Annotated in this window: 26 protein-coding genes; 11 read left to right on the forward strand and 15 right to left on the reverse strand. The window is 64.7% G+C overall.

The features are described 5' to 3' along the window. Nucleotides 1-76 precede the first annotated feature (76 nt). Both glpK and QZ471_RS13135 read right to left on the reverse strand, forming a co-directional pair. Nucleotides 77-1585, reverse strand: coding sequence for a glycerol kinase GlpK (gene glpK, locus QZ471_RS13130; protein ID WP_295464360.1), 1509 nt, complete (start codon nt 1583-1585; stop codon nt 77-79). A 30-nt stretch (nt 1586-1615) separates the two neighbouring features. After that, the gene (locus tag QZ471_RS13135; protein WP_295464362.1) at nt 1616-2485 is read right to left on the reverse strand and encodes an MIP/aquaporin family protein; all 870 of its coding nucleotides are present in this window, start codon (nt 2483-2485) and stop codon (nt 1616-1618) included. 295 nt (nt 2486-2780) lie between these two features. On the opposite strand from QZ471_RS13135, the gene QZ471_RS13140 reads away from it, so the two are divergent. Beyond that, nucleotides 2781-3563 carry a PhzF family phenazine biosynthesis protein gene (locus QZ471_RS13140; protein ID WP_295464364.1) on the forward strand — a complete coding sequence of 261 codons (783 nt, stop codon included), beginning with the start codon at nt 2781-2783 and terminating at the stop codon, nt 3561-3563. A 46-nt stretch (nt 3564-3609) separates the two neighbouring features. On the opposite strand, the gene argF is transcribed toward QZ471_RS13140, so the two are convergent. Both argF and QZ471_RS13150 read right to left on the reverse strand, forming a co-directional pair. Further along, nucleotides 3610-4527, reverse strand: coding sequence for an ornithine carbamoyltransferase (gene argF / locus QZ471_RS13145; protein ID WP_295464366.1), 918 nt, complete (start codon nt 4525-4527; stop codon nt 3610-3612). A 193-nt stretch (nt 4528-4720) separates the two neighbouring features. After that, a complete protein-coding gene (locus tag QZ471_RS13150) occupies nt 4721-5125 on the reverse strand; it encodes a DUF3597 domain-containing protein (protein ID WP_295464368.1) in 405 nt (134 codons plus the stop codon). A gap of 235 nt (nt 5126-5360) precedes the next feature. Between QZ471_RS13150 and grxD the strand changes: the two genes are divergently transcribed. Continuing rightward, nucleotides 5361-5687 (forward strand): Grx4 family monothiol glutaredoxin, encoded by a 327-nt coding sequence (gene grxD / locus QZ471_RS13155; protein WP_007162748.1) that lies wholly within the window; start codon nt 5361-5363, stop codon nt 5685-5687. 60 nt (nt 5688-5747) lie between these two features. On the opposite strand, the gene bfr is transcribed toward grxD, so the two are convergent. The 4 genes from bfr to pyrC form a co-directional block, all read right to left on the reverse strand. After that, the gene (bfr, locus tag QZ471_RS13160; protein WP_059227587.1) at nt 5748-6227 is read right to left on the reverse strand and encodes a bacterioferritin; all 480 of its coding nucleotides are present in this window, start codon (nt 6225-6227) and stop codon (nt 5748-5750) included. A 192-nt stretch (nt 6228-6419) separates the two neighbouring features. Then, entirely contained in the window at nt 6420-6635 is a 216-nt protein-coding gene (locus QZ471_RS13165; RefSeq protein ID WP_058760977.1) for a bacterioferritin-associated ferredoxin, read from the reverse strand. A 110-nt stretch (nt 6636-6745) separates the two neighbouring features. Then, on the reverse strand, nt 6746-7423 hold the full coding sequence (gene rnt, locus QZ471_RS13170; RefSeq protein WP_295464373.1) for a ribonuclease T: 678 nt from the start codon (nt 7421-7423) through the stop codon (nt 6746-6748). Continuing rightward, nucleotides 7420-8463, reverse strand: coding sequence for a dihydroorotase (gene pyrC / locus QZ471_RS13175; protein WP_295464375.1), 1044 nt, complete (start codon nt 8461-8463; stop codon nt 7420-7422). Before pyrC ends, rnt begins: the two co-directional genes overlap by 4 nt. 143 nt (nt 8464-8606) lie before the next feature. Here pyrC and QZ471_RS13180 point away from each other — a divergent pair, with 143 nt between their 5' ends. Together QZ471_RS13180 and QZ471_RS13185 are read left to right on the forward strand one after the other, a co-directional pair. Next, complete coding sequence (locus QZ471_RS13180) at nt 8607-9557, forward strand: OmpA family protein (RefSeq protein WP_295464377.1); 951 nt, start codon at nt 8607-8609, stop codon at nt 9555-9557. A gap of 117 nt (nt 9558-9674) precedes the next feature. Next, nucleotides 9675-10892 (forward strand): argininosuccinate synthase, encoded by a 1218-nt coding sequence (locus tag QZ471_RS13185; protein ID WP_295464379.1) that lies wholly within the window; start codon nt 9675-9677, stop codon nt 10890-10892. Between the two features lie 51 nt (nt 10893-10943). Here QZ471_RS13185 and QZ471_RS13190 read toward each other — a convergent pair whose 3' ends face one another. From QZ471_RS13190 to QZ471_RS13210, 5 genes are all read right to left on the reverse strand, one after another. Beyond that, nucleotides 10944-11123, reverse strand: coding sequence for a PA3496 family putative envelope integrity protein (locus tag QZ471_RS13190; protein ID WP_295464381.1), 180 nt, complete (start codon nt 11121-11123; stop codon nt 10944-10946). A 141-nt stretch (nt 11124-11264) separates the two neighbouring features. Continuing rightward, nucleotides 11265-11903 carry an endonuclease III gene (gene nth / locus QZ471_RS13195; RefSeq protein WP_295464383.1) on the reverse strand — a complete coding sequence of 213 codons (639 nt, stop codon included), beginning with the start codon at nt 11901-11903 and terminating at the stop codon, nt 11265-11267. Beyond that, complete coding sequence (locus tag QZ471_RS13200; RefSeq protein WP_295464385.1) at nt 11900-12874, reverse strand: RnfABCDGE type electron transport complex subunit B; 975 nt, start codon at nt 12872-12874, stop codon at nt 11900-11902. The genes nth and QZ471_RS13200 overlap by 4 nt, the downstream gene beginning before the upstream one ends. A gap of 44 nt (nt 12875-12918) precedes the next feature. Beyond that, nucleotides 12919-14958, reverse strand: coding sequence for a methionine--tRNA ligase (metG, locus tag QZ471_RS13205; RefSeq protein ID WP_295464387.1), 2040 nt, complete (start codon nt 14956-14958; stop codon nt 12919-12921). 99 nt (nt 14959-15057) lie between these two features. Next, on the reverse strand, nt 15058-16209 hold the full coding sequence (locus QZ471_RS13210) for a M14-type cytosolic carboxypeptidase (RefSeq protein ID WP_295464389.1): 1152 nt from the start codon (nt 16207-16209) through the stop codon (nt 15058-15060). A 122-nt stretch (nt 16210-16331) separates the two neighbouring features. Between QZ471_RS13210 and apbC the strand changes: the two genes are divergently transcribed. The 6 genes from apbC (at nt 16332) to nadA (ending at nt 22162) form a co-directional block, all read left to right on the forward strand. Beyond that, on the forward strand, nt 16332-17426 hold the full coding sequence (gene apbC, locus QZ471_RS13215; protein ID WP_295464391.1) for an iron-sulfur cluster carrier protein ApbC: 1095 nt from the start codon (nt 16332-16334) through the stop codon (nt 17424-17426). A gap of 81 nt (nt 17427-17507) precedes the next feature. Further along, nucleotides 17508-18074, forward strand: a complete 567-nt coding sequence (dcd, locus tag QZ471_RS13220; protein WP_007162761.1) for a dCTP deaminase — start codon at nt 17508-17510, stop codon at nt 18072-18074. Nucleotides 18075-18191: 117 nt separating this feature from the next. Further along, the gene (locus QZ471_RS13225) at nt 18192-19124 is read left to right on the forward strand and encodes a chemotaxis protein CheV (RefSeq protein ID WP_295464394.1); all 933 of its coding nucleotides are present in this window, start codon (nt 18192-18194) and stop codon (nt 19122-19124) included. A 72-nt stretch (nt 19125-19196) separates the two neighbouring features. Continuing rightward, a complete protein-coding gene (locus QZ471_RS13230; RefSeq protein WP_295464396.1) occupies nt 19197-20000 on the forward strand; it encodes an MOSC domain-containing protein in 804 nt (267 codons plus the stop codon). Then, on the forward strand, nt 19997-20887 hold the full coding sequence (locus QZ471_RS13235) for an LD-carboxypeptidase (protein ID WP_295464398.1): 891 nt from the start codon (nt 19997-19999) through the stop codon (nt 20885-20887). The genes QZ471_RS13230 and QZ471_RS13235 overlap by 4 nt, the downstream gene beginning before the upstream one ends. Nucleotides 20888-21103: 216 nt before the next feature. Beyond that, nucleotides 21104-22162, forward strand: coding sequence for a quinolinate synthase NadA (nadA, locus tag QZ471_RS13240; RefSeq protein WP_295464400.1), 1059 nt, complete (start codon nt 21104-21106; stop codon nt 22160-22162). A gap of 3 nt (nt 22163-22165) precedes the next feature. On the opposite strand, the gene QZ471_RS13245 is transcribed toward nadA, so the two are convergent. Continuing rightward, nucleotides 22166-23605, reverse strand: a complete 1440-nt coding sequence (locus QZ471_RS13245) for a M48 family metalloprotease (protein ID WP_295464402.1) — start codon at nt 23603-23605, stop codon at nt 22166-22168. A gap of 96 nt (nt 23606-23701) precedes the next feature. On the opposite strand from QZ471_RS13245, the gene QZ471_RS13250 reads away from it, so the two are divergent. After that, on the forward strand, nt 23702-23956 hold the full coding sequence (locus QZ471_RS13250; RefSeq protein WP_295464404.1) for a sulfurtransferase TusA family protein: 255 nt from the start codon (nt 23702-23704) through the stop codon (nt 23954-23956). On the opposite strand, the gene QZ471_RS13255 is transcribed toward QZ471_RS13250, so the two are convergent. Further along, nucleotides 23957-24430, reverse strand: coding sequence for a peroxiredoxin (locus tag QZ471_RS13255; RefSeq protein ID WP_295464406.1), 474 nt, complete (start codon nt 24428-24430; stop codon nt 23957-23959).

Below are 24430 nucleotides of genomic sequence, written 5' to 3' on the forward strand. Positions count from 1 at the left end.
GGAAGACGCCGGTCTGGTTGGGTGTCGTCAGGAACGCCATCAGGCAGATGCCGGCAGCGTCCGGATCAGCTTCGACTCAGTCGAGTGCCCAGCCGCGGGTGCGCTCGACCGCCTTCTTCCAGCCCTTGTAGAGATGATCGCGCTTGCTCGGATCGCAGGCCGGCTCGAAGACGCGCTCGATGGTGCTCTTGCTGCGCAGTTCGTCCAGGCTGCTCCAGAAGCCGGTAGCCAGGCCCGCCAGGTAGGCGGCGCCCAGGGCGGTGGTCTCCTTCATTACCGGGCGCTCGACGTGGGTGCCGAGGACATCCGCCTGGAACTGCATCAGGAAGTTGTTGGCGGTGGCGCCACCGTCGACGCGTAGCGACTTGAGCGCCTCGCCGGCATCCTGCTGCATGGCATCCAGCACATCACGGGTCTGGAAGGCGATGGATTCCAAGGTGGCCCGGATGATGTGGTCGACCTTGACGCCGCGGGTCAGCCCGAACAGCGCACCGCGGGCATAGGGGTCCCAATAGGGGGCGCCCAGGCCGGTGAAGGCGGGTACCAGGTAGACGCCGTTGCTGTCGGTCACCTTGGTGGCGAAGTATTCCGAATCCAGGGAATCGTTGATCACCTTGAGTTCGTCACGCAGCCACTGCACGGTGGAGCCGCCATTGAAGATGGCGCCTTCCAGGGCATAGTTGACCTCGCCGCGCGGGCCGCAGGCGATGGTGGTGAGCAAGCCGTGCTGGGACTGCACGGCTTTTTCACCCGTGTTCATCAGCAGGAAGCAGCCGGTGCCGTAGGTGTTCTTGGCTTGGCCGGGCTCTACGCACATCTGGCCGAACAGCGCCGCCTGCTGGTCGCCGGCGATACCCGCGATGGGGATGCCGGTGGTCTGGCCGCTACCCAGATGCGCCTGGCCATAGACCTCGGAAGAGGACTTCACCTCCGGCAGCATCTCGCGGGGGATATCCAGCACCTCCAGCATGGTGGCGTCCCACTCGCGCTTGTGGATATCGAACAGCAGAGTGCGCGAGGCGTTGGTGTAGTCGGTCACATGGGCCTGGCCCTGGGTCATCTTCCAGATCAGCCAGGTGTCCACGGTGCCGAACAGCAGCTCGCCGCGACGGGCGCGTTCACGGCTGCCCTCGACATGGTCGAGGATCCACTTGATCTTGGTACCGGAGAAGTAGGGGTCGATCACCAGACCGGTGGTCTTGCGGATATGGTCTTCCATGCCATCACGCTTGAGCTGGTCGCAGATCGCGGTGCTCTGGCGGCTCTGCCAGACGATGGCGTTGTAGATGGGGCGGCCGGTGGTCTTGTCCCAGACGATGGCGGTTTCGCGCTGGTTGGTGATGCCGATGGCGGCTACCTGGTCGTTGCTGATACTGGCCTGGGCCAGGGCTTCGACGAAGACGGCACTCTGGGTGGCCCAGATTTCCATCGGATCATGCTCGACCCAGCCGGCTTGCGGATAGATCTGCGCGAATTCGCGTTGAGCGATGGTCACCACGTTGGCGTTGCGATCCAGCACGATGGCACGGGAACTGGTGGTGCCCTGGTCGAGCGCGACGATGTACTGCTTGTTCTGGTCGGTCATGGTCGTATTCCTTATTGTGATTCGCAGCGATCAGGACGCTTTGGAAGCGCTGGAGACTTCAGGGGCGGCAGCCTCGGCCTTGGCCGGCACGTCGCAGGCGCCCGAGGCCAGGCCGGGGAGGTGTCGGCAGATCAGCGCCTTGTAACCGGCGGCGCCCAGGCAGGCCCCGACGATGGGCGCGAAGATCGGCACCAGGAAGTAGGGGATGTCGCGGCCACCGGTGAAGGCGATTTCGCCCCAGCCGGCGAAGAAGGTCATCAGCTTCGGCCCGAAATCCCGTGCCGGGTTCATGGCGAAGCCGGTCAGCGGACCCATGGAGCCGCCGATCACGGCGATCAGCAGGCCGATCAACAGGGGTGCCAGCGGGCCGCGGGGCAGGCCGTTGCCGTCGTCGGTGAGGGCCATGATCATCGCCAGTAGGATAGCCGTGATGACGGTTTCCACCAGGAAGGCCTGACCGATCGACAGCGAAGGATTGGCATAGGTGGAAAAGACGCCGGCCAACTCCAGGCTCGCCTGGCTGCCGCGGATCATGTGGTGCGCCTGTTCATAATCGAAAAACAGACTGCTGTAGAGGCCGTAGACCAGCGCCGCGCCGCAGAAGGCGCCGGCAACCTGGGCCAGGATGTAGGCCGGGACCTTGCGTCTTTCGAAACCGCCGAACAGCCAGAGGGCGATGGTGACGGCAGGGCTGAGGTGCGCGCCGGAGACCCCGGCGGCGAGATAGACCGCCATGCTCACGCCGACGCCCCAGATGATGCTGATTTCCCACAAGCCAAGCGTCGCACCGCCGACCTTCGCCGCGGCCACGCAACCGGTACCGAAGAAGATGAGCAGGGCAGTGCCGAGGAACTCGGCGATACATTGACCGCGTAAGGTTGGAGCGAGGGGAGTACTCATTGGGGAGCCTCGTGTTGTTGTATTTATTAAGGGGTAGCTGGATAGCTATTTGTTCGCAACCGAAAATCTAATTTCAAATTCGAAAGCTGTCAAAGCTCCTGAGCGCAAAAACAGTGACGACGTTCGACAATTCATTGCCAAGGCGACGGTGGCTGCTACCTTGGTCATATGGGTCCGCGAGACGAATTCCACGTTGCCAGGTCTGAGCTATTGCCCATCGCCGCCGGCCCAGCCCAGGCGGGACGCTGGGCAGCACCGACTTTCGCCGTTCTTCCTCTCTGCTCAGGTAGCGTGCATGCCCCTAGACTTCCATCAGGTCGATGCCTTCACCGATCAGTTCTTCCGTGGCAATCCCGCCGCCGTGTATCGCCTGGAGAGCTGGCCAGCCGACGAGCTGTTGCAGCGCATCGCTGCCGAACACAACCTTTCGGAAACCGCCTTCGTGGTCCGTGAGGGAGATACCTGGCGGATTCGCTGGTTCACACCTCGGGTAGAGGTACCGCTCTGCGGCCACGCCACCCTGGCCTCGGCGCACGTGCTGTTCGAGATCTACGGCGAGGCGGGTGATCGTCTGGAGTTCATCAGCCAGTCCGGCACCCTGAGGGTGTTCCGTGAGCCAGGCGGTTTGCTGGCGCTGGATTTTCCTGCGCTGGTGCCCTCGGAGCTGGGGGTTACGCCTGAGCTGGAGCGGGCACTGCGGGTGTCGCCGGTGGATGCCCTGGCGGCCGATAAATTGCTGGTGCTGCTGGAGTCCGAGCAGGCGGTGCGTGACTGTACACCGGACCTGGCCGCCATCGCCCGGTTGCCCTGGCAGGGCATCATCATCACGGCCCGCGGCCAGGAGGTCGATTTCGTGTCGCGCTTCTTCGCGCCGGCGGTGGGGGTGGCTGAAGACCCGGTCACCGGCTCGGCACATTGCAGCCTGATTCCCTACTGGTCGCGACGACTGGCCAAGCGGATGCTCACCGCCCAGCAGCTGTCGGCCCGGGGTGGGCAGCTCTGGTGTCGTCTGGATGGGGATCGCGTCAGTATCGCCGGACGCGCGGTGACGGTGTTCAGCGGGCGCCTGCTGCTCTGAGTGAGAGGCTTCGGGTAATCAGCTATGCCCGAAGCCTCTGCCTCGATCAGGCGTGCAGCGGCGGCTTGATGAGGAATTCCAGCAGGGCCTTCTGCGCGTGCAGGCGATTCTCGGCTTCGTCCCAGACCACGGCGCGGGGATCATCGAGCAGGGTATGGCTAATCTCTTCGCCGCGATGGGCCGGCAGGCAGTGCATGAAGAGCACATCGGGTGCTGCGACGTCGAGCAGCTCCGCGGTTACCTGGTAGGGCTTGAACGCAGCCAGGCGCAGGCGGGTTTCCTCTTCCTGGCCCATCGAGGTCCAGACATCGGTGCTGACCAAGTGGGCCTGAGCCACGGCTTCGCGCGGATCGCGCACCACCCGTACGCGGTCGCCCGCACGTGCGAGGAAGCGCGGATTGGGTTCGTAGCCTTCCGGACAGGCGATGCGCAGCTGGAAGTCCAGCTGTTCGGCCGCCTCGATGTAGCTATTGCACATGTTGTTACCGTCGCCGATCCAGGCCACCGTCTTGCCCTGGATGTCACCGCGGTATTCGAAGAAGGTCTGCATGTCGGCCAGCAGTTGGCAGGGATGCAGATCGTCCGACAGACCGTTGATCACCGGTACCTTGGAGTTGGCAGCGAAGGTGGTGAGCATCTCGTGGGCGAAGGTGCGGATCATCACTCCGTCGAGCATGCTGGACATGACCCGGGCGCTGTCCGGTACCGGTTCGCCGCGGCCGAGTTGGGTATCGCGGGAAGACAGGAAGATCGCCTGGCCGCCGAGCTGGATCATGCCGGCCTCGAAGGAGAGGCGGGTACGGGTCGAGGCCTTCTCGAAGATCATGCCCAGAACACGGTTGCGCAAGGGCTCGTGCAGGACGCCCCGGCTGCGCAGGGCCTTGAGTTCGATGCCGCGGTTGATGAGCTGGCGCAGTTCCGCGGGGGAACAGTCCATGAAAGAAAGAAAATGGCGAACCGTCATTTCGTTACCCTAGCGTCCCATCCCGGTAACGGCCGCCCATCGGGGGCGCGGCGAACCTGAGACCATGCCGTTTCGAACGGCGGAAAGACCAAAGGCGAAATGGTATAAGTTCATGTCGCATTTTACCACCATCGCACGCCTGAGCTTTTCCGGCAGATCGGGCGCGCGATGGGGGCCAAGCTCTCGGCGAGTCTTACAGCAGATCGGCCGGCACGTTGCCGCCGTTATCGGCGAGCTTCTGCAGAACGGCCTTGTGCAGCCACATGTTCATCTGGGCGGAATCGCCCAGCTTGTCGGCAGGGCAGTTCAGCTCCTTGGCCAGCTCCTGACGAGCAGCGAGGCTGCTGTCCAGGTCGAGCAGCTTGAGCAGATCGACGATGGAGGTCTTCCAGTTGAGCTGTTCGCCCTTCTGGGCGGCCAGGGCATCGAGCTTGGCGGTGACATCCACCTGACTGATGGGCGCTGCGCCACCAGCCGGAGCTGTGCTGCCAGCCGGCGTGGCGGTGTCGGTCGCGCTGGTGGAGGGCGCTGCGGCGGGGGTGTCCGCCTGGGCTTCGCCGATGCCAAGCTTGGAAAGGATCTTGCTGAACAGGCTCATGAAGTTCTCCTGGGATCTTGGAACGGGCGCACCGAGCGGCGCCTACCCTTAACCTGACCACAGGCCCGGTGGCAAAGTTTGCCGGCCATTGATCGGTGCGCTGTCGCGAACGGTGTGGCCGGCACGCGGTCGATTACCCATTCGAGGTCATCGGCACAGGCACGCCCGCATGGAAATTCCGGCGTCTGACGGGCCTTTCCGTTACAATCGTCCCACCGTATTAGCGAGGTGCATCGTGGACATCATCGATACCATCAAAGACCAGATTGCCAACAATCCCGTGCTGCTCTACATGAAGGGTTCGCCGAACGCGCCCCAGTGCGGTTTTTCGTCCCGTGCCGCCCAGGTACTGATGGCCTGCGGCGAGAAGTTCGCCTACGTCGACATCCTGCAGAACCCGGAAATCCGCGCGAATCTGCCCAAGTACGCCAACTGGCCGACCTTCCCGCAGCTGTGGGTCGGCGGTGAACTGGTCGGCGGTAGCGACATCCTGGCCGAGCTTTACGAGAAGGGCGAGCTGCAGACCCTGATCAAGCAAGCCGTGGAAACCAAGGACGCCTGAGGTTCCTGGCCCATAAAAAAAGCCCGCACTAGGCGGGCTTTTTTTATGGATGCGCGTCGATCAATCGTCGTCGTCGTGCATCTGCGACTGGATGTAGTTCTCGATGCCGACGCTGGCGATCAGGGTCAGCTGGGTCTCCAGCCAATCGATGTGCTCTTCCTCGGATTCGAGGATGTCCTTGAGCATGTCGCGACTCACGTAGTCGCGCACGCTTTCGCAATAGGTGATGGCTTCGCGCAGGTCGGCCACGGCACTGATCTCCAGGCGCAGATCGCACTGGATCATCTCCTGGGTGTTCTCGCCGATCATCAGCTTGCCCAGGTCCTGCAGGTTGGGCAGGCCTTCCAGGAACAGGATGCGCTCGATCAGGCGATCGGCGTGCTTCATCTCGTCGATGGATTCCTTGTACTCGTGGTGGCCGAGCTTGCGGATACCCCAGTCGTTGTACATCCGCGAATGCAAGAAATACTGGTTGATGGCGACCAGTTCGTTGCCGAGGATCTTGTTCAAATGCTGGATGACGGTGATATCGCCTTTCATGGCCTGACCTGCGAATGGGGTGGGATTGCCGCGAGTCTGAGCGTCGAAAAGGCCTTTGTCAAAAGCTTAAGTCGTTGAAAAATCGACGAAAATCGAACGGTAATCGAAAGCTTTTCCATCCTTTGCGTAAGCGGTTGATTAGACAATAAAAAAGCCGGACACAAGGTCCGGCTCTTTCATCAAAAAATTCGTTCAGACGCGGGGAACGTCCAGGGCATAGGCGAGCTGCTGGGCACCATGCAGCTCGCCAAGGGTCTCCTTGACCACCTGCTTGGCGAGGCAGGCGCATTTACCGCATTGGGTGGCGCAACCGGTGCTTTCCCGAACTTCCCGATAACTGCAGCAGCCGTCATAGATGGCTTCACGAATCTGCTTGTCGGTCACGCCACGGCAAAGACACACGTACATGGATCGCCTGCTGAATGAGTGGAGGTGCCGCCAAAGCTAATGACAATGAGAATGATTGTCAAAGTTGTAGGCGACAAAATCTCATCAAAGGCGGTTCAGGCGACGAGTGGTCAATCGAGATCGACCCAGCCGCCCATTTCACGCCACCGGTTGACGATGCCGCAGAACAGCTCGGCGGTCTTCTCGGTATCGTAGCGGGCCGAGTGGGCTTCACGGTTGTCGAACTCGATCCCGGCTGCCTGGCAGGCTTTCGCCAGTACCGTCTGGCCATAGGCAAGGCCGGCGAGGGTCGCGGTGTCGAAGCTGGAGAAGGGGTGGAAGGGATTGCGCTTCAGGCCGCAGCGCAGCACCGCGGCATTGAGAAAACCCAGGTCGAAGCTGCTGTTGTGGCCGACCAGGATGGCTCTCTTGCAACCGCTGGCCTTGAGCGACTTGCGCACGCCCTTGAAGATCTCGCTGAGCGCCTGCTCTTCGCCGACCGCCATGCGCAGCGGATGGTCGAGCTTGATACCGGTGAATTCCAGGGCTGCCGGCTCGATGTTGGCACCGGCGAAGGGCTCGACGCGGAAGAAGTAGGTGTGGTCCGGATAGAGCACGCCTTCGTCGTCCATGGCCACGGTGGTGGCGGCGATTTCCAACAGGGCATCGGTGGCGGCGTTGAAGCCGCCGGTCTCGACGTCCACCACCACCGGCAGATAGCCGCGGAAGCGTCGCGCCATGGGGATGCGCGAATCGGACATCGGCTGGCTGGCGTCCAGTTCGTCGCTGAAGGTCTCGTCCATGCTCATGCGCCTACCTCCAGGCGCCAGCGCAGGGTCTCGCCGGCACGCAGGGGAATCACCTCGTGATCGCCGAAGGGCAGGGACGCGGGCGCCTGCCAGTCCTCGCGGACCAGGGTGACGGTCTCGGTGTTGCGCGGCAGGCCATAGAAGTCCGCGCCGAAGTGGCTGGCGAAGCCTTCCAGGCGCTCCAGGGCATTGCGGCTCTCGAAGGCCTCGGCATAGAGCTCCAGGGCGCCGTAGGCGGTGTAGCAGCCAGCGCAGCCGCAGGCCGCTTCCTTGGCATGACGGGCGTGGGGCGCCGAGTCGGTGCCCAGGAAGAACTTCGGATTGCCGCTGGTGGCGGCGTCCAGCAGGGCGCTCTGATGGGTGTTGCGCTTGAGGATCGGCAGGCAATAGAAATGCGGCCGGATACCGCCCACCAGCATGTGGTTGCGGTTGTACAGCAGATGGTGGGCGGTGATGGTGGCGCCCACGTTGGCCGGGGCTTCGCGGACGAAGGCTGCGGCGTCGCCGGTGGTGATGTGCTCGAAGACCACCTTCAGCGTCGGGAAGCGCTGGACGATGCGCACCAGGTGCTCGTCGATGAATTTCTTCTCGCGGTCGAAGACGTCCACCTCGGCGTGGGTGACCTCGCCATGCACCAGCAGGGGCAGGCCGACCTCGGCCATGGCTTCCAGGGTGGGGAAGAGGTTGTCCAGCGAGGTCACGCCGGAATCGGAATTGGTGGTGGCGCCGGCCGGATAGAGCTTGGCGGCATGCACGAAGCCGCTGGCCTTGGCCGTGCGGACGTCTTCCGGGCTGGTACGGTCGGTGAGATAAAGCACCATCAGCGGCTCGAAGCGGCTGCCGGCCGGACGTGCTGCCAGAATGCGCTCGCGATAGGCGGCGGCCTGCTCGGCATTGCGCACCGGCGGCACCAGGTTGGGCATGACGATGGCGCGACCGAATTCGCGGGCGGCGTCGGCGACGGTCTGCTGCAGGGCGGCGCCGTCGCGCAGGTGAATGTGCCAGTCGTCGGGACGGGCGAGGGTGATCCGGTCGGTCATGCGGGATTCCAGGCTGCGGGAAAGTAGGGAAATGCTACCGGAAAAGGCGGATAGCCGGCACCCGTGAGGCCCATCGGTACTCAAGTTTTCCGCCTGCCCGACCGATAAGAAGCCCAAGTACCTTTCGCTCCCGGAGCCTCGCCGTGCGCCCGCACTCCCTCATCCTCACCACCCTACTGCTCGCCGTACCGGCCTGGGGGACGACCTTCCAGAGCCGGCTCGAGAGCGTGGAATGGAAGGTGGAGGGCGATATCTTCGCCTGTCGGCTGGTACAGGCCATCCCGCGCTTCGGCAGTGGCGGCTTCCTGCGCCGCGCCGGCGAGGCCACGGTGTTCGAGCTGCGCCCCAGCGGCCAGTGGCTGCCGGCCGGCAGCGCTACTCTCAAGGCGGCGGCAGTGCCCTGGAAGCCGGGGCTGGGCGACATCAGTCTAGGTTCGGTGCAGGTGGTGGAAGGCGAACAGGCCCTGGCGACCAGCGCGCAGCAGGCTCAGCGGCTGCTGGTGGGATTGATGGAGGGGCGCATGCCTCAGGTGAGTCGCTCAGGCGCCCTGGACGACCGGGTCGAGGTGCGGCTGTTGCCAGTGCGTTTCGAACCGGCTTACCAGCAATTCCAGGCCTGCACCCAGAAGCTGCTGGCGGTCAACTTCGAGCAGATCCGCCGCTCGCAGATCAATTTTCCCGGTGGCGGCGATACCCTGGACGACGTGGCCAAGGCCAAGCTCGACCTCATCGACGACTACCTGAAAGCCGATCCGACGGTCAATCACGTCATCGTCTCCGGCTATAGCGACAACCAGGGCACGCGCCTGGACAATCGTCAGGAATCGCGCCTGCGTGCCATCGCGGTGATGGAGTATCTCAAGGCCAAGGGCTTCGCTGCGGAGCAGATCGAATTGCGCTTCTTCGGCGAGCAATATCCAGTGGCGCCCAACAACAGCAAGGCCAATCGAGCGCTGAACCGGCGGGTGACCCTGGTGTTCTCGCGGGTGCCGCCGAGTAGCGCCCCGGCGTCGGCGACCCCTACCAGCACAGCGGCCAATCCCGCTGAGCCGCCGGCGCCCACTCCGGCACCGCCGCCCAAGCCCAAGGGCTGATCCGTCCCAACCGCATGTCGCCCAGACATCAGAGTGCGTCGCGCCCCTGTAAAAGCAGCGAGGCGACCAGTAGAATTGTCGCTTTCCGACTCAACGCAACACACGGGAGCGAACGGCATGGCGGATGTGAAGAAGGTAGTCCTGGCGTATTCCGGCGGCCTGGACACCTCGGTGATCCTCAAGTGGCTGCAGGATACCTATAACTGCGAAGTGGTGACCTTCACCGCTGACCTGGGCCAGGGCGAGGAAGTCGAACCGGCACGCGCCAAGGCCAAGGCCATGGGCGTCAAGGAAATCTACATCGACGACCTGCGCGAAGAATTCGTCCGCGACTTCGTCTACCCGATGTTCCGTGCCAACACCGTCTACGAAGGCGAGTACCTGCTGGGTACCTCCATCGCCCGCCCGCTGATCGCCAAGCGCCTGATCGAGATCGCCAACGAGACCGGCGCCGACGCCATCTCCCATGGCGCCACCGGCAAGGGCAACGACCAGGTGCGTTTCGAGCTGGGCGCCTACGCGCTCAAGCCAGGCGTCAAGGTGATCGCACCCTGGCGTGAGTGGGACCTGCTGTCCCGCGAGAAGCTGATGGACTACGCCGAGAAGCACCAGATCCCGATCGAGCGCCACGGCAAGAAGAAGTCGCCGTACTCCATGGATGCCAACCTGCTGCACATCTCCTACGAGGGCGGCGTGCTGGAAGACACCTGGACCGAGCACGAAGAGGACATGTGGCGCTGGACCAAGTCCCCGGAAGCCGCGCCGGACACTCCGACCTACCTGGAGCTGACCTACCGCAATGGCGACATCGTCGCCATCGACGGCAAGGAGCTGAGCCCGGCCACCGTGCTGGCCGAACTCAACCGCATCGGCGGCGAGAACGGCATCGGTCGCCTGGACATCGTCGAGAACCGCTACGTCGGCATGAAGTCCCGTGGCTGCTACGAGACGCCCGGCGGTACCATCATGCTCAAGGCGCACCGCGCCATCGAGTCCATCACCCTCGACCGCGAGGTGGCTCACCTCAAGGACGAGCTGATGCCCAAGTACGCCAGCCTGATCTACACCGGCTACTGGTGGAGCCCCGAGCGCCTGATGCTGCAGCAGCTGATCGATGCCTCCCAGGCCAATGTGAACGGCGTAGTGCGCCTGAAGCTGTACAAGGGCAACGTCATCGTCGTCGGTCGCAAGTCCGACGAGTCGCTGTTCGACGCCAACATCGCCACCTTCGAAGAGGACGGCGGCGCCTACAACCAGGCGGACGCTGCAGGCTTCATCAAGCTCAATGCCCTGCGCATGCGCATTGCCGCAGGCAAGGGCCGTACCCTGCTGTAAGGGTGGTCCAGCGTGCAAAAACCCCAGCCTAGGCTGGGTTTTTTTTATGGCTCACAGATCGAAGTCATATTCGGAGATTTGCCGTTTCAGTCGGCGCTCTTCGAGCATGTTGTCGATCAGCCGGCGCTTGGTCAGGTTGGTCTTGCTGACGACGGGCTCGACGGCTTCGGGCGCCTCGCCATCGCTCTCGAAATCTTCGTCTACATCGATGTCGCTTTTGTCTTCGGCCATGGGTAACTCCTGCAAGGCTGGACAGGGTCACACGCCAGTCATCGACGGGGCTGCGAACCTTTTCGCCGACCTTATAGCGACAAAGCGGAAGCCGGTAAAAAAGATTTTTTCAATCGCGGAAGGGCTTTGGTAAGCCCTTTTTCAATCGTCCGATGTTTTCGCCTTGTATTCGCAGAGATCTTCGATACGACAGCTGCCGCAACGGGGTTTGCGCGCCTGGCAAACGTAGCGGCCGTGGAGGATCAGCCAGTGATGGGCATCCAGTAGGTAGTCCTTGGGTACAACCTTGAGCAGCTTGAGCTCGACTTCCACCACGTTCCTGCCTGGAGCGAGGTTGGTTCTGTTGCTGACCCGGAAGATATGGGTGTCCACCGCCATGGCGACCTGGCGGAAGGCGGTGTTGAGCACCACGTTGGCGGTCTTGCGACCCACACCGGGCAGCGCCTCCAATTCCTCGCGGGTCTCGGGCACCTCGCCGCCGTGGCGTTCCAGCAGCAGCCGGCAGGTCTCGATGACGTTCTTGGCCTTGCTGTTGTAGAGGCCGATGGTCTTGATGTACTCCGACAGCCCCTCCACGCCGAGATCGAAGATGGTCTGGGGCGTATTGGCCACCGGATAGAGACGGGCGGTGGCCTTGTTGACGCTGACGTCGGTGGCCTGGGCGGAGAGGATCACGGCGATCAGCAGTTCGAACGGCGAGGCATAGGACAACTCCGTCTTGGGGTCGGGGTTGTCTTCGTGCAGGCGACGGAAGATCTCCAGGCGTTTGGCGGCGTTCATGGCGTGGTGTGTTCTTCCAAGGCGGCGAGGTGACGGGCGGCCTGTTGAGCAGCGTTGCGTAGGGTTTCCAGCTGGGTGCTCTGCTCGGGTGAGGGAGTGGCACCAAAGGCCCGTTCGGCCTTAGTGAGCTGGGCGCGGGCCAGGGTGGCGGCGACCCGTGCCTGTTTGAGGGCGGCGGGGTTGGCAGCCGGCACTGCCGAGACCGATGCGCTGGCGATGGCAGGCGCTTGCTGAGCCTTGTCCAGGGCGGCCTGGGCCTGCTCGGCCGCTTCGCGCAACTGCTGTACCTGGGCCTCCAGGGCGGGCGTACCGTACTGGGCCAGTTGCCGCTCGGCCTTTTGCAGGGCGACGCGGGCCATGGCCGCGGCGATCTTCAAGGGCTTGAGCGAAGACTCCGTCGCGGCTGGCTGCTCCGCCGCTGGGGAGGCTACAGGAGGCGCTTGACGTCGCTGGCGCTCGGCCTCGAGCCGATCGCGGTCGCGCTGCAGGCGCACCTGGCGGGCGTCGAAGCGGCGCCGAAAGTACTGCGCGCGTCGACGCTCCGCTGGGCGGTCAACCGGGGCCGGTACCGCCACCAGATCGATGCAGTCTACCGGGCAGGGCGCCAGGCACAGCTCACAACCACTGCATTCACTCTCGATCACCGTATGCATCAGCTTGGCCGCGCCGAGGATGGCATCGGTGGGGCAAACCTGGATGCACTTGGTGCAGCCGATGCACTCATCCTCGCGGATCACCGCACGCTGGCTGGGCGTCACCGGATAGGGCGAGTCCAGCGGCAGCGCCGGCCGCTGGAGCAAGGCCGAAAGTTCGAGGATGGTCGCCGTGCCACCGGGCGGGCACTTGTTGTGCGCCTCGCCCGCGGCGATACCCGCCGCATAGGGCTGGCAACCGGGATGGCCACACTTGCCGCACTGGGTCTGAGGCAGCAGGGCGTCGATGGCGGTGATGAGTTGGGCTTGAGCGTTCATGGTCATAACAGGGAGAAGAACGGCGCCCTGAGGCGCCGTCGCTATCACATCACCCGCTGGCCGGGCTTGGCGCCACTGTCGGGGCTGAGCAGGTGAATCTCGGTGCCGCCGGGGCCGGCGGCCAGGACCATGCCTTCGGAGACGCCGAACTTCATCTTACGCGGCGCCAGGTTAGCGACGTAGAGGGTCAGGCGGCCTTCGAGCTGGCTCGGCTCGGGGTAGGCGCTCTTGATGCCGGAGAAGACGTTGCGCTTGGCATCGCCGATGTCCAGGGTCAGGCGCAGCAGCTTGTCGGCGCCTTCGACGAATTCGGCCTTCTCGATCAGGGCGATGCGCAGATCGACCTTGGAGAAGGTATCGAAGTCGATGGTCTCGGCCAGCGGGGCCTTGGTCAGTTCGCCGTTGCCGGCGGGCTGGGGCGCGGCCTGGGCGGCCAGGTCTTCCTTGGAAGCGTCGATCATGGTCTGGACCTTGGCGGGTTCGATGCGGGTGAGCAGGGGCTGGAAGGCGTTGAGCTGATGGTTGGCCAGGCGGGTGTCGAGGTCGGCCCAGGTCAGGGGCGCGACGTTGAGGAAGGCCTCGGCGGCAGCGGCCAGGTTGGGCAATACCGGCTTGAGCAGGATCACCAACTGGCGGAACAGCTCGATACCCTGGGCGCAGATGGCCTGGACCTCGTCTGCCTTGCCGTCCTGCTTGGCCAGGCTCCAGGGTGCCTGGTCGGCGATCCAGGCGTTGGCCCGGTCGGCCAGGGCCATGATCTCGCGCATGGCACGGCCGAAGTCGCGGGTCTCGTAGGCCTCGGCGATGCTCGGCGCGGCGGCGCGGAAGGCGGCTTCCAGCTCGGGCGCGGCCTGGGCGTCCACCAGCAGGCCGGCATTGCCCTTGTGGATGAAGCCGGCGCAACGGCTGGCGATGTTGACCACCTTGCCCACCAGGTCGGAATTGACCTTCTGCACGAAGTCTTCGAGGTTCAGGTCGATGTCTTCGACGTGACGCGAGAGCTTGGCGGCGAAGTAGTAGCGCAGGTACTCGGGATTGAGGTGGTCCAGGTAGGTGCGCGCCTTGATGAAGGTGCCACGGGACTTGGACATCTTCTGGCCGTCGACGGTGAGGAAGCCGTGGACGTTCAGCGCGGTCGGCTTGCGATAGCCGGCACCTTCGAGCATGGCCGGCCAGAACAGCGCATGGAAGTTGACGATGTCCTTGCCGATGAAGTGGTACAGCTCGGCGGTGCTGTCCTTGTTCCAGTAGGCGTCGAAGTCCAGGTCGTCGCGGCGGTCGCAGAGGTTCTTGAAGCTGGCCATGTAGCCGATGGGCGCATCCAGCCAGACATAGAAGTACTTGCCCGGGGCGTCGGGGATCTCGAAGCCGAAGTAGGGCGCGTCCCGGGAGATGTCCCACTGCTGCAGGCCGGCGTCAAGCCATTCGGCGATCTTGTTCGCGACCGACTCCTGCAGGGCACCACCGCGGGTCCAGCCCTTGAGCATGTCGCTGAAGTCGGGGAGCTTGAAGAAGAAGTGCTCGGATTCACGCAGCACCGGGGTCGCGCCGGAGATGGCCGACTTCGGGTCCTTCAGCTCGGTGGGGGCGTAGGTGGCGCCGCACTTCTCGCAGTTGTCGCCGTACTGGTCGGCGCTGCCGCACTTGGGGCAGGTGCCCTTGATGAAGCGGTCGGCCAGGAACATCTGCTTGTCCGGGTCGAAGTACTGGGTCACCGGACGGGTAGCGATGTGACCGTTCTCGCGCAGCTTCAGGTAGATGGCGCGGGACAGTTCCCGGTTCTCTTCCGCGTGGGTCGAGTGGAAGTTGTCGAAGGCCACGCCGAAGTCGGCGAAGTCCGCGCTGTGCTCGCGCTTGACGTTGTCGATCAGCTGTTCGGGCGTTATGCCCTCGCGCTCTGCGCGCAGCATGATGGCCGAACCGTGGGCGTCGTCGGCGCAGACGTAGGTGCACTGGTTGCCGCGCAGCCGCTGGAAGCGGGCCCAGATGTCGGTCTGGATGTACTCGACCATGTGGCCGAGGTGGATGGAACCGTTGGCGTAGGGCAGGGCGCTGGTGACGAGAATCTTGCGGGGCTCGGTCATGGTCTTGGCTGGATCGCGACGCTGATAAGGTGACCGACCATCATAGCGAAATGGCCGGTCGGTTTCATCCGTGGGGGACGGGCGAGGGCAGGTCGGTACTCAGATATCGGCCAAGTGCCAATGGAGGGCGCTCACCATGGCCGCACCCAGGGCAGCGCTGCGGGCACCGTTCCAGCCGACGTCCGGGCGCGGATCGTTGGCGTTGTCCTTGAACGGCAGCTCCAGGGTCAGCGCCAGGCAGCCGTGGGTATGGCCGACGTACTTGGTGGCGAGCTTCAGGGTCTCGCTGCCGAAGTGGCCGCGGGGATAGCCGTACTTGGTCTGGAAATCCGGGCTGGCGCGCAGGAAGCGTTGCAGGAAGGCTTGTTGCTCGGCTTCTTCGCGCTCGCCGAAATTGGGCAGGCCATTGCAGCCATCGACGAAGACATAGGGCAGGGCTTCGTCGCCGTGGATGTCGAGGAACAGATCGCAGCCGGTGGCGGCGATGGCGCGGCGCACCGCCAGCACCTCAGGACTGCGCTGCTCGTCCGGCTCCAGCCATTCCCGGTTGAGGTTGGCACCGGCGGCGTTGGTTCTGAGGTTGCCCAGCGCCGAGCCGTCGGGGTTCATATTCGGTACTACGTGCAGGACCGCGTGCTCCAGCAGCTTGGCGCCAACCGGATCGCCCTGGTGTTCGCCCATACCCAGCAGGCGGCGCAGTAGCCCTTCGACGAACCATTCCGCCATGGGCTCGCCGGGATGCTGCCGGGCGATGATCCAGATGTTCTTCTTGCCGGTGCCTGGCGTGCCGATGCGCAGCAGGTCCAGCGAGCGCCCCAGCAGCGACCGCCCCACGGTTTCCAGACGGACGGCGGGGTGCCGCTGGGCTTCGCCTATGAAGGCGAGGTGACGGCTCTCCGGATAGGGTTCGAAATAGGCGAAGAACAGGCTGTCGTGCTCTGGGGTGACCGTCCAGCTCAGGGTCTTGCCGTCGTAGCGGGTGGGGATGCGGAACCACTCTTGGCCGCAATAGCTGGCTACCACGCCATAGTCGCGCCAACCGTCGGGGTAGGCGCACTCGCCGGCGTTGTCGAAGCTCAGTTGGCAGGGCAGGCCGCGGGCGCCTTCCAGGCGGAAGTGGAACCACTGGGTGAAGGGCGAGGCCGTGTCCGGGCGGATGCGCAGGCGGATGTCGGCGGGGTCGGCCAGGGACAGCACCTCGACGGCGCCGCTGTCGAAGGTGGAACTGATGTGCAGGGAAGGGGTGTTCACACGGGGCTCCGCGAGAGGGAAATAAGCCCGGAGTGTAGCGCCGCGTGGATAGGCTTTAGCAAGGACAGTGGGTAGCATAGGCGGCAGCCGCTTTTTCCTATCCGCTGTTTCCGGGAGTCTGCATGACCGCTCCGACCCGCGAGGCCATCGAGGCCGCGCTGCGCCAGTACCATGATCCCTATCTCGAACAGGACCTGCTCAGCGCCGGCGCCCTACGCGACCTCGCCTTGGATGGCGGCCGCGTGCGTGCCCGCTTCGAGCTGGGCTATGCCGCCGGACTGTTCAAGGGTGGTTTGGCCCAGGTGCTCAAGACCGCGCTGGAGAACGTGCCCGGGGTCGAGACCGCAGAGATTCAGATCGACTGCACCATCGCCCCCCACGCCGCCCAGCCGCAGCTGGAAGCCATGGGCAACGTCAAGAACATCATCGCCGTGGCTTCGGGCAAGGGCGGGGTGGGCAAGTCCACCACCGCCGCTAACCTGGCCCTGGCGCTGGCGCGCGAAGGCGCCCGGGTGGGCGTGCTGGACGCCGACATCTATGGCCCCAGCCAGGGCATCATGTTCGGCTTCGCCGAGGGCACCCGTCCCGAGGTGCGTGACGAAAAGTGGTTCATCCCACTGCAGGCCCATGGCGTCGAGGTCATGTCCATGGCCTTCCTGACCAACGACAAGACCCCGGTGGCCTGGCGCGGGCCGATGGTTTCCGGCGCGCTGATCCAGCTGATTACCCAAACCGCCTGGAATGACCTCGACTACCTGGTGATCGACATGCCCCCGGGCACCGGCGACATCCAGCTGACCCTGGCGCAGAAGGTGCCGGTGGCCGGCGCGGTGATCGTCACCACCCCCCAGGACCTGGCGCTGCTGGATGCCAAGAAGGGCGTGGAGATGTTCCAGAAGGTCAACATCCCGGTGCTCGGGGTGGTGGAGAACATGGCGGTGCACATCTGCTCCCAGTGCGGCCACGCCGAGCACCTGTTCGGCGAAGGTGGCGGTAGCCGGCTGGCCGAGCAGTACGGCGTGGACCTGCTGGCCTCGCTGCCGCTGGCCATGGCCATCCGCGAGCAGGCCGATGCCGGTCGCCCCACGGCCATCGCCGATCCCGACAGCCAGATCGCGCTGATCTACCAGGAGCTGGCGCGCAAGGTCGGAGCACGCATCGCCCAGGGTGGCCAGGCCGGTAGCGGCATGCCGACCATCACCGTCAGCGACGACTGATTTCGTCCGTTCGTCTTTGAGACCGCGCCGCTATCCACTAGAATGCGCGGTCAATTTTTTCGCCCCGGAGCTAGACCTGCCATGAGCATCAAATCGGACAAGTGGATTCGCCGCATGGCCCAGGAGCACGGCATGATCGAGCCCTTCGTCGAGCGCCAGATGCGCGGCGCGGACGACAGCCGGGTGATCTCCTACGGGGTGTCCAGCTACGGCTACGACGTCCGCTGCGCCAACGAATTCAAGGTCTTCACCAACATCCATTCGGCGGTGGTCGACCCGAAGAACTTCGATGACAAGAGCTTCGTCGACGTGGTCAGCGACGTCTGCATCATCCCACCGAACTCCTTCGCCCTGGCGCGCACCGTGGAATACTTCCGCATCCCGCGCGACGTCCTGACCATCTGCCTGGGCAAGAGCACCTATGCCCGCTGCGGCATCATCGTCAACGTCACCCCGCTGGAACCCGAGTGGGAAGGCCACGTGACCCTGGAGTTCTCCAACACCACCACCCTGCCGGCGAAGATCTACGCCAACGAGGGTGTGGCCCAGATGCTGTTCCTGCAATCCGATGAGGCCTGCGAGGTCTCCTACAAGGATCGCGGTGGCAAGTATCAGGGGCAGCGCGGCGTGACCCTGCCGCGCGCCTGAGGGCTTTGTAGGTCGATGGAGCCGCCTGTTCAGGCGGCTTCGTCGTTTTCGGGGCTAAAGACTCGGCGAGCGCCGCCGATAGCCTTTCACCTGACCTATCTTTGGAGTGGATTTTCCATGGCCAGCATTCTCGATACCGTCGATCAACGGACCCAGTTGGTCGGCGAGAACCGCCTGGAAATTCTCATGTTCCAGCTGTCCAGCCGGCAGATGTTCGCCATCAACGTGTTCAAGGTGCAGGAGGTGCTCAAGCTGCCGCGCCTGACGCTGATGCCCAAGCGCCATCCGGTGGTCTGCGGGGTCGTCCATCTGCGCGGCCAGACCCTGCCGGTGATCGACCTGGCGGCTGCGATCGGCATGCGCCCCATCACCCCCGATGAAAACAGCACCATCATCGTCACCGAGTACAACCGCTCGGTGCAGGCCTTCCTGGTGGGCGGCGTCGACCGCATCATCAACCTGAACTGGGACAGCATCCAGCCACCGCCTGGCGGCTCCGGGCGCCAGCACTACCTGACCGCCATCACCCGCATCGAAGACAAGCTGGTGGAGGTCATCGATGTCGAGAAGGTGCTGGCCGAAATCGTCCCCTACAACGTCAAGGTCTCCCAGGAGCGCCTGGCCGATCCCTTGCTGGCGAAGGCCCGCGGTCGCGAGGTGCTGCTGGTGGATGACTCCAGCACCGCCATTGGTCAGCTGCGCGATACCCTGGTGCAACTGGACTTGAAATTCCACATCGCCACCGACGGCCTGCAAGCCCTGCGCAAGCTCAAGGCCTGGGCCGATGAAGGCCTGGTGCTGACCGACAAGCTCTTGATGGTGCTGACCGATGCCGAGATGCCGGAAATGGACGGCTATCGCCTGACCACCGAGATCCGCCAGGACCCTCGCCTCGCCGACCTCTACGTGGTGCTGCACACTTCCCTGTCGGGCAGCTTCAACGAAGCCATGGTCAAGAAGGTGGGTTGCAACGCCTTCCTGTCCAAGTTCCAGCCCGATCTGTTGGTCGAGGAAGTCCGCCGGCGCCTGGCGCTGGCCGAAGAGAGCTGATCCCTGCGGTTTCGCCGGTCCGGCACCTCCCTTACACTGGCGGCCCTTGTCCGCCGCCAGGAAGCCGCGCCCATGTCGCACCTAAGTGCCCTCTACCGTTATCCCGTCAAGTCGACGGCCGTGGAAACCCTGGCGCGCGCCGAGGTGGACGCCCTGGGTCTGGTCGGTGACCGGCGCTGGATGGTGGTGGATGCCGACAGCGGTCGCTTCCTGACGCTGCGCCAACTGGCGCAAATGAATCATATCGAAGCCCGCTGGCTGGGTACCGATCGCCTGCGTCTGAGCGCGCCCGGCCGTGAGCCGATCGAGGTGTCGGTTCCCGACCCCAAGGGCGAGCGCCTGGGCGTGACCATCTGGCGCGATACCCTGCAAGCGCCCGTCGCTGCTGAAGCGGATGCCTGGCTGAGCGACTTCCTCGGTCGTCGCTGCCGCCTGGTGCACATCGCCGCACCCTTTGCCCGCCAGATCAATACCGATTTCGCCGAACCCGGCCAGCAGGTGCACTTCGCCGATGGCTTTCCGCTGCTACTGACCAGCGAGGCCTCCCTGGCCGATCTCGTGGCGCGAGTGGGCAAGCCCCTGGAAATGCTGCGTTTCCGGCCGAATCTGGTGGTGGAGGGCGCCGCCGCCTATGCCGAGGATGGCTGGCAGCGCTTGCGTATCGGCAGCGTCGACTTCGCCGTCGCCTGTCCGTGTTCGCGCTGCATCGTCGTCACCCAGGATCCGCTGACCGGCGAGAAGGATCCCGATCGTCAGCCTCTCACGGCGCTGCGCGAATACCGCTTCGTCGACAACCGCATGCTGTTCGGCATGAACGTCATCCCGCTGGGGCGCGGCGTCATCGAAGCCGGCATGCCGGTGGAGGTGCTGGAATGACCCCGCTGCGGCGAGTGGCGCTGGTCAGCCCGGCTGGTGCCGTGAAGCCGGAGCTGGTCGAGGCCGCGATGGCGCGGTTGCAGGCCGCCGGCATCGAACCGTTGCTCGGCGAGCATGCTCTGGAGCGGCATCGCTACCTGGCCGGCACCGCCGAAGCGCGGGCGGCGGACCTGCACTGGGCCTTCAGCCAGGCCGACGTGGATGCCGTCTGGTGCCTGCGCGGCGGCTACGGCTCCGCCCAGTTGCTGCCCTGGCTGGACTGGTCGCGGCTATCCAGCAGCAAGGGCCGCCCGCTGATCGGCTATTCGGACCTGACCGTGCTGCTGGAAGCCTTCCATCGCCGCGGCCTTACCGCCATTCATGGGCCTGGTGCACTGGATTGGGGGCGCACCGAAGCAGACCCGACCGCCCAGGCGGCGCGGACCCGCTCGCTGGAATCGGTGCTGGAACTGTGCGCCGGCGCGCGCCCGGCCTGGAGCCTGGAGCGACTGGCCGGTCCGGCCCACGTCCCCGCAGGTGAACTGATCGGTGGCAACCTGACCACCCTCGCCAGCGTGGTCGGCACCGCCGCCGCCTTGCGGCCCCATGACGGTGCCATCCTCATGCTCGAAGACGTCGGCGAACCCTTCTATCGCCTGGAGCGCAGCCTCTGCCAGGTATTGGGTAGCCTGACCGAGCACCGCATCGGCGCAGTCTGCCTGGGCACCTTCACCGATTGCCCGCCTCGCAATGTCGAGCAATCGCTGGACGAGATCTTCGCCGAATGGCTGGCCCCGCGGGGCATCGCACTCTATCGCGGGCTGCCCAGCGGTCATGGCCCGGAAAACCAGGCCTGGCCCTACGGCGCCCGGGTGAGGCTGGAGGCGGAACGTTTGCAGGTTCTCTGACTGCCCGCCAGGCCAGCGTGAGCCATCTTGCAGACGGTGAGATGGCTGGTGGGGCGCAGGAACGACGGCTAAGGGGATGGCTCGCATCTTGCCGGTTCAGGCAGTGCTGACAGATGGGCGCCCCTCGACGATCATCGTCCCGCTCGACCGTAGGGAGTCGGCAAGGATGCTGCTATGATTCGCGGCCTTGACGATCCTCGTTTTCAGGTACCCGCCATGGCGCAGATTTCCGAACGTCTCCTGGTCCAGGCCCATCTGGCCGCCAAGCAGCCCAAGGCGCTCGGGCCGGACGAGATCGCGGCCTACAAGACCGCCATTGCCCGCGAACTCAAGGCGCAGAACGCGGTGCTGCTGGCTCACTACTACACCGATCCGCTGATCCAGGCCCTGGCCGAGGAAACCGGTGGCTGTGTGGCCGACTCCCTGGAAATGGCCCGTTTCGGCAATCGTCATCCGGCGTCCACCGTGGTGGTGGCCGGGGTCAAGTTCATGGGCGAGACGGCCAAGATCCTCAACCCGGAAAAGCGGGTGCTGATGCCGACCCTGGAAGCCACCTGCTCCCTGGACCTGGGTTGCCCGGTGGAGGAATTCTCCGCCTTCTGCGACCAGCATCCCGAGCGCACCGTGGTGGTCTACGCCAATACCTCCGCTGCCGTGAAGGCCCGGGCCGACTGGGTGGTGACCTCCGGCTGCGCGCTGGACATCGTCGAGCACCTGATGGACAACGACGAGACCATCCTCTGGGCGCCCGATCGCCATCTGGGTCGCTATATCCAACGTGAGACCGGCGCCGACATGCTGCTCTGGGAAGGCTCCTGCATCGTCCACGAGGAATTCAAGGCTAGCCAGCTGGAAGACCTCAAGCGCCTCTACCCCGAGGCCGCCATCCTGGTGCATCCGGAATCGCCCGAGGCGGTGATCGAGCTGGCCGACCACGTCGGTTCCACCAGCCAGATGATCAAGGCCGCCCAGACGCTGCCCAATCGTGAATTCATCGTCGCCACCGACCGCGGCATCTTCTACAAGATGCAGCAGGCCTGCCCGGACAAGGTCTTCATCGAGGCACCTACCGCCGGCAACGGCGCCGCCTGTCGCAGTTGCGCCCATTGCCCCTGGATGGCGATGAACACCCTCGAGCGCACCCTCAACTGCCTGCTCGACGGCTCCGGCGAGGTGCTGGTCGATCCGGCGCTGATTCCCAAGGCGGTCAAGCCGCTCAAGCGCATGCTCGACTTCACCCAGGCCATGCAGCTGCGGGTCAAGGGCAACGCCTAAGACTCAGCGTAGGATCTCTTCGCTCAGCTTGCGCTGGGCGATCATCTCCTGCTGGCGAGCGTCGATCCGCGCTGCGAGCTGGTAGTTGCTGGCCGCGCGCTGCTTGGCGAAGCCCAACTGCTGGATGGCCTGCTTGTAGTCGCCGGTCAGAGCGAAGTATTCGGCGCGGGCCTGGTGCACGCCGATCAGATCACCAGCCTGGCCGCGAATGTCCGCGGCCAGATTCCAGATGTCCGGATCGATCGGCCGCTGCTTGAGCAGCTTGTCCAGCAACTGGCTGGCGTCCTTGGCCTTCTGGGTCCGATTGAGTATGTCCACCTGGGCCAGGGTCACGGCCAAATCGCCCGGATAGAGCTCCATCAGCCGCTGGACCCGCTTCTGCGCCTCAGGCAGGCGATTGGCGGTGATGTCCAGGTCGACCTGGGCGAGGTTGTAGCTGACGTCGTCCGGGGCCTTGCGCAGCAGCGGTGCCAGGGTGTCGCGGGCCTCGTTGAGCTGGCCCTGGCGGGTCAGGCCCATGGCCAGGCCGTAGCGCACGGCGTCGTTGTCCGGGTTGTCCTGCAACTGGGCGCGATAGCGCTTCACCAGCAGGCCGGCGGTTTCCTCGAAGTACATCTGGGCGCGCACCTTCATCAGCTGGAAGCGCTTGCTGTCCTCGACGCCGCCCTTGGGAAAGCGCTCGGCGCGCGCCTGGGTATCGGCGATCCGGCTGTCGGTGACCGGGTGGGTCAGCAGGAACTCCGGTGGGGTGCGGTCATAGCGGTACTGGCGGGCGAGCCGGCCGAACATCTCCGGCATGGCGCGCGGATCGTAGCCGGCACGCTCCAGGTTGACGATGCCGACCCGGTCGGCCTCCTGCTCGTTGAGCCGGGAAAAGCGCAATTGGCTCTGGATCGCCGCCGCCTGGGTCGAGGCGATGGCGGCGATCCCGGCATCGCCGCTGCCCGCCGCCGCGGCCACAATGCCGGCGAGCAGGGCGGCCATCAGCGGCAGTTGCATACGCTGCTGGTTTTCCACCCCGCGGGCGAAGTGGCGCTGGATCAGGTGACCCAACTCGTGGGCCATGACCGCCGCGTACTCGGCTTCGGTCTCCGATTTGAGGAACAGCCCGCCATTCACCCCGATCACCCCACCGGGGGCGGCGAAGGCGTTGATCTCGGGGTCCTTGATCAGGATGAAGACCAGACGGTGATCCTGCAGGTCGCTGGTCTCGGCCAGCTTGTAAACGGTCTGTTCGACGAATTGCTTGAGCTGCGGATCGTTGATGGTCGGTACCTGGCCGCGCAACATGCTCAGCCAGGCGCGGCCCATCTGAAACTCCTGCTCGGGCGAAACGATCGAAGAACTGGCGTCGCCCAGCGAGGGCAGGTCGTTCGCGCCGTGCGCCAGGAACGGCGCGGTAAGCAGCGCCAGGGACAGCAGGGCGGGGCGCAGGACTTTCATGGCATGACTCATGGTCGCAAAAGCGCTACTTTAGCCGCCCGCCGTCCGAGTGCCTAGCAAGCGCGGGCGTTGTCGTACCCCGTACCGGAGAAGCCCATGGCCGAGATGAGCCAACCCTACACCGGCGCCGTGACCGCCCAGCTGGACGCCAGCGGTCTGAGCTGCCCCATGCCGCTGCTCAAGGCCAAGCTGGAACTCAATCGGCTGGCGCCTGGCGAGGTACTGGTGGTAATCGCCACCGATGCCGGCTCGCAACGGGATTTTCGCACCTTCGCCAAGTTGTCGGGTCATGCCCTGGTGGGCGAAGAGGTGGCAGGAGAAACCTTCCGCTACTGGCTGCGCAAGGCCTGATCAGGCCTCGTTCAACGCCCGGGCGGCAGCCAGTACCTCGGCGACGTGGCCAGGCACCTTCACGTTACGCCAGATCTTGCGCACCACGCCGTCACGATCCACCAGGAAGGTGCTGCGATCCACACCGATGTACTCCTTGCCATAGAGCTTCTTCGGCTGCAGCACCGCGAAGAGATTGCACAGCGTCTCGTCCTTGTCGCTGATCAGCTCGAAGGGGAAGCCCTGCTTGGTGCGGAAGTTCTCGTGGGTGCGCAGGCTGTCGCGGGAAATGCCGAGGATCTGAGTGTTGGCGGCGGCGAACTGCTCGTGCAGGTCACGAAAGCCCTGGCCCTGGGTGGTGCAACCCGGGGTGTTGTCCTTTGGATAGAAGTACAACACCGTCTGGCGACCGCGCAGGCTGTCAGGCGAGACCTCGAGGCCACTGGTGGCCTGGGCCTGGAAGGTGGGAAGCGGCTGGTCGAGGGTCACGCTCAT

Source organism: uncultured Pseudomonas sp. (assembly GCF_913774235.1).
GTDB lineage: Bacteria > Pseudomonadota > Gammaproteobacteria > Pseudomonadales > Pseudomonadaceae > Chryseomonas.

Bases quoted from the DNA above. Each gene is read 5' to 3' on its own strand.
- glpK (WP_295464360.1), bottom strand. From the start codon at position 1,585: ATGACCGACCAGAACAAGCAGTACATCGTCGCGCTCGACCAGGGCACC.
- QZ471_RS13135 (WP_295464362.1), bottom strand. From the start codon at position 2,485: ATGAGTACTCCCCTCGCTCCAACCTTACGCGGTCAATGTATCGCCGAG.
- QZ471_RS13140 (WP_295464364.1), top strand. From the start codon at position 2,781: ATGCCCCTAGACTTCCATCAGGTCGATGCCTTCACCGATCAGTTCTTC.
- argF (WP_295464366.1), bottom strand. From the start codon at position 4,527: ATGACGGTTCGCCATTTTCTTTCTTTCATGGACTGTTCCCCCGCGGAA.
- QZ471_RS13150 (WP_295464368.1), bottom strand. From the start codon at position 5,125: ATGAGCCTGTTCAGCAAGATCCTTTCCAAGCTTGGCATCGGCGAAGCC.
- bfr (WP_059227587.1), bottom strand. From the start codon at position 6,227: ATGAAAGGCGATATCACCGTCATCCAGCATTTGAACAAGATCCTCGGC.
- QZ471_RS13165 (WP_058760977.1), bottom strand. From the start codon at position 6,635: ATGTACGTGTGTCTTTGCCGTGGCGTGACCGACAAGCAGATTCGTGAA.
- rnt (WP_295464373.1), bottom strand. From the start codon at position 7,423: ATGAGCATGGACGAGACCTTCAGCGACGAACTGGACGCCAGCCAGCCG.
- pyrC (WP_295464375.1), bottom strand. From the start codon at position 8,463: ATGACCGACCGGATCACCCTCGCCCGTCCCGACGACTGGCACATTCAC.
- QZ471_RS13185 (WP_295464379.1), top strand. From the start codon at position 9,675: ATGGCGGATGTGAAGAAGGTAGTCCTGGCGTATTCCGGCGGCCTGGAC.
- QZ471_RS13190 (WP_295464381.1), bottom strand. From the start codon at position 11,123: ATGGCCGAAGACAAAAGCGACATCGATGTAGACGAAGATTTCGAGAGC.
- nth (WP_295464383.1), bottom strand. From the start codon at position 11,903: ATGAACGCCGCCAAACGCCTGGAGATCTTCCGTCGCCTGCACGAAGAC.
- QZ471_RS13200 (WP_295464385.1), bottom strand. From the start codon at position 12,874: ATGAACGCTCAAGCCCAACTCATCACCGCCATCGACGCCCTGCTGCCT.
- metG (WP_295464387.1), bottom strand. From the start codon at position 14,958: ATGACCGAGCCCCGCAAGATTCTCGTCACCAGCGCCCTGCCCTACGCC.
- apbC (WP_295464391.1), top strand. From the start codon at position 16,332: ATGACCGCTCCGACCCGCGAGGCCATCGAGGCCGCGCTGCGCCAGTAC.
- dcd (WP_007162761.1), top strand. From the start codon at position 17,508: ATGAGCATCAAATCGGACAAGTGGATTCGCCGCATGGCCCAGGAGCAC.
- QZ471_RS13225 (WP_295464394.1), top strand. From the start codon at position 18,192: ATGGCCAGCATTCTCGATACCGTCGATCAACGGACCCAGTTGGTCGGC.
- QZ471_RS13230 (WP_295464396.1), top strand. From the start codon at position 19,197: ATGTCGCACCTAAGTGCCCTCTACCGTTATCCCGTCAAGTCGACGGCC.
- QZ471_RS13235 (WP_295464398.1), top strand. From the start codon at position 19,997: ATGACCCCGCTGCGGCGAGTGGCGCTGGTCAGCCCGGCTGGTGCCGTG.
- nadA (WP_295464400.1), top strand. From the start codon at position 21,104: ATGGCGCAGATTTCCGAACGTCTCCTGGTCCAGGCCCATCTGGCCGCC.
- QZ471_RS13245 (WP_295464402.1), bottom strand. From the start codon at position 23,605: ATGAAAGTCCTGCGCCCCGCCCTGCTGTCCCTGGCGCTGCTTACCGCG.
- QZ471_RS13250 (WP_295464404.1), top strand. From the start codon at position 23,702: ATGGCCGAGATGAGCCAACCCTACACCGGCGCCGTGACCGCCCAGCTG.
- QZ471_RS13255 (WP_295464406.1), bottom strand. From the start codon at position 24,430: ATGAGCGTGACCCTCGACCAGCCGCTTCCCACCTTCCAGGCCCAGGCC.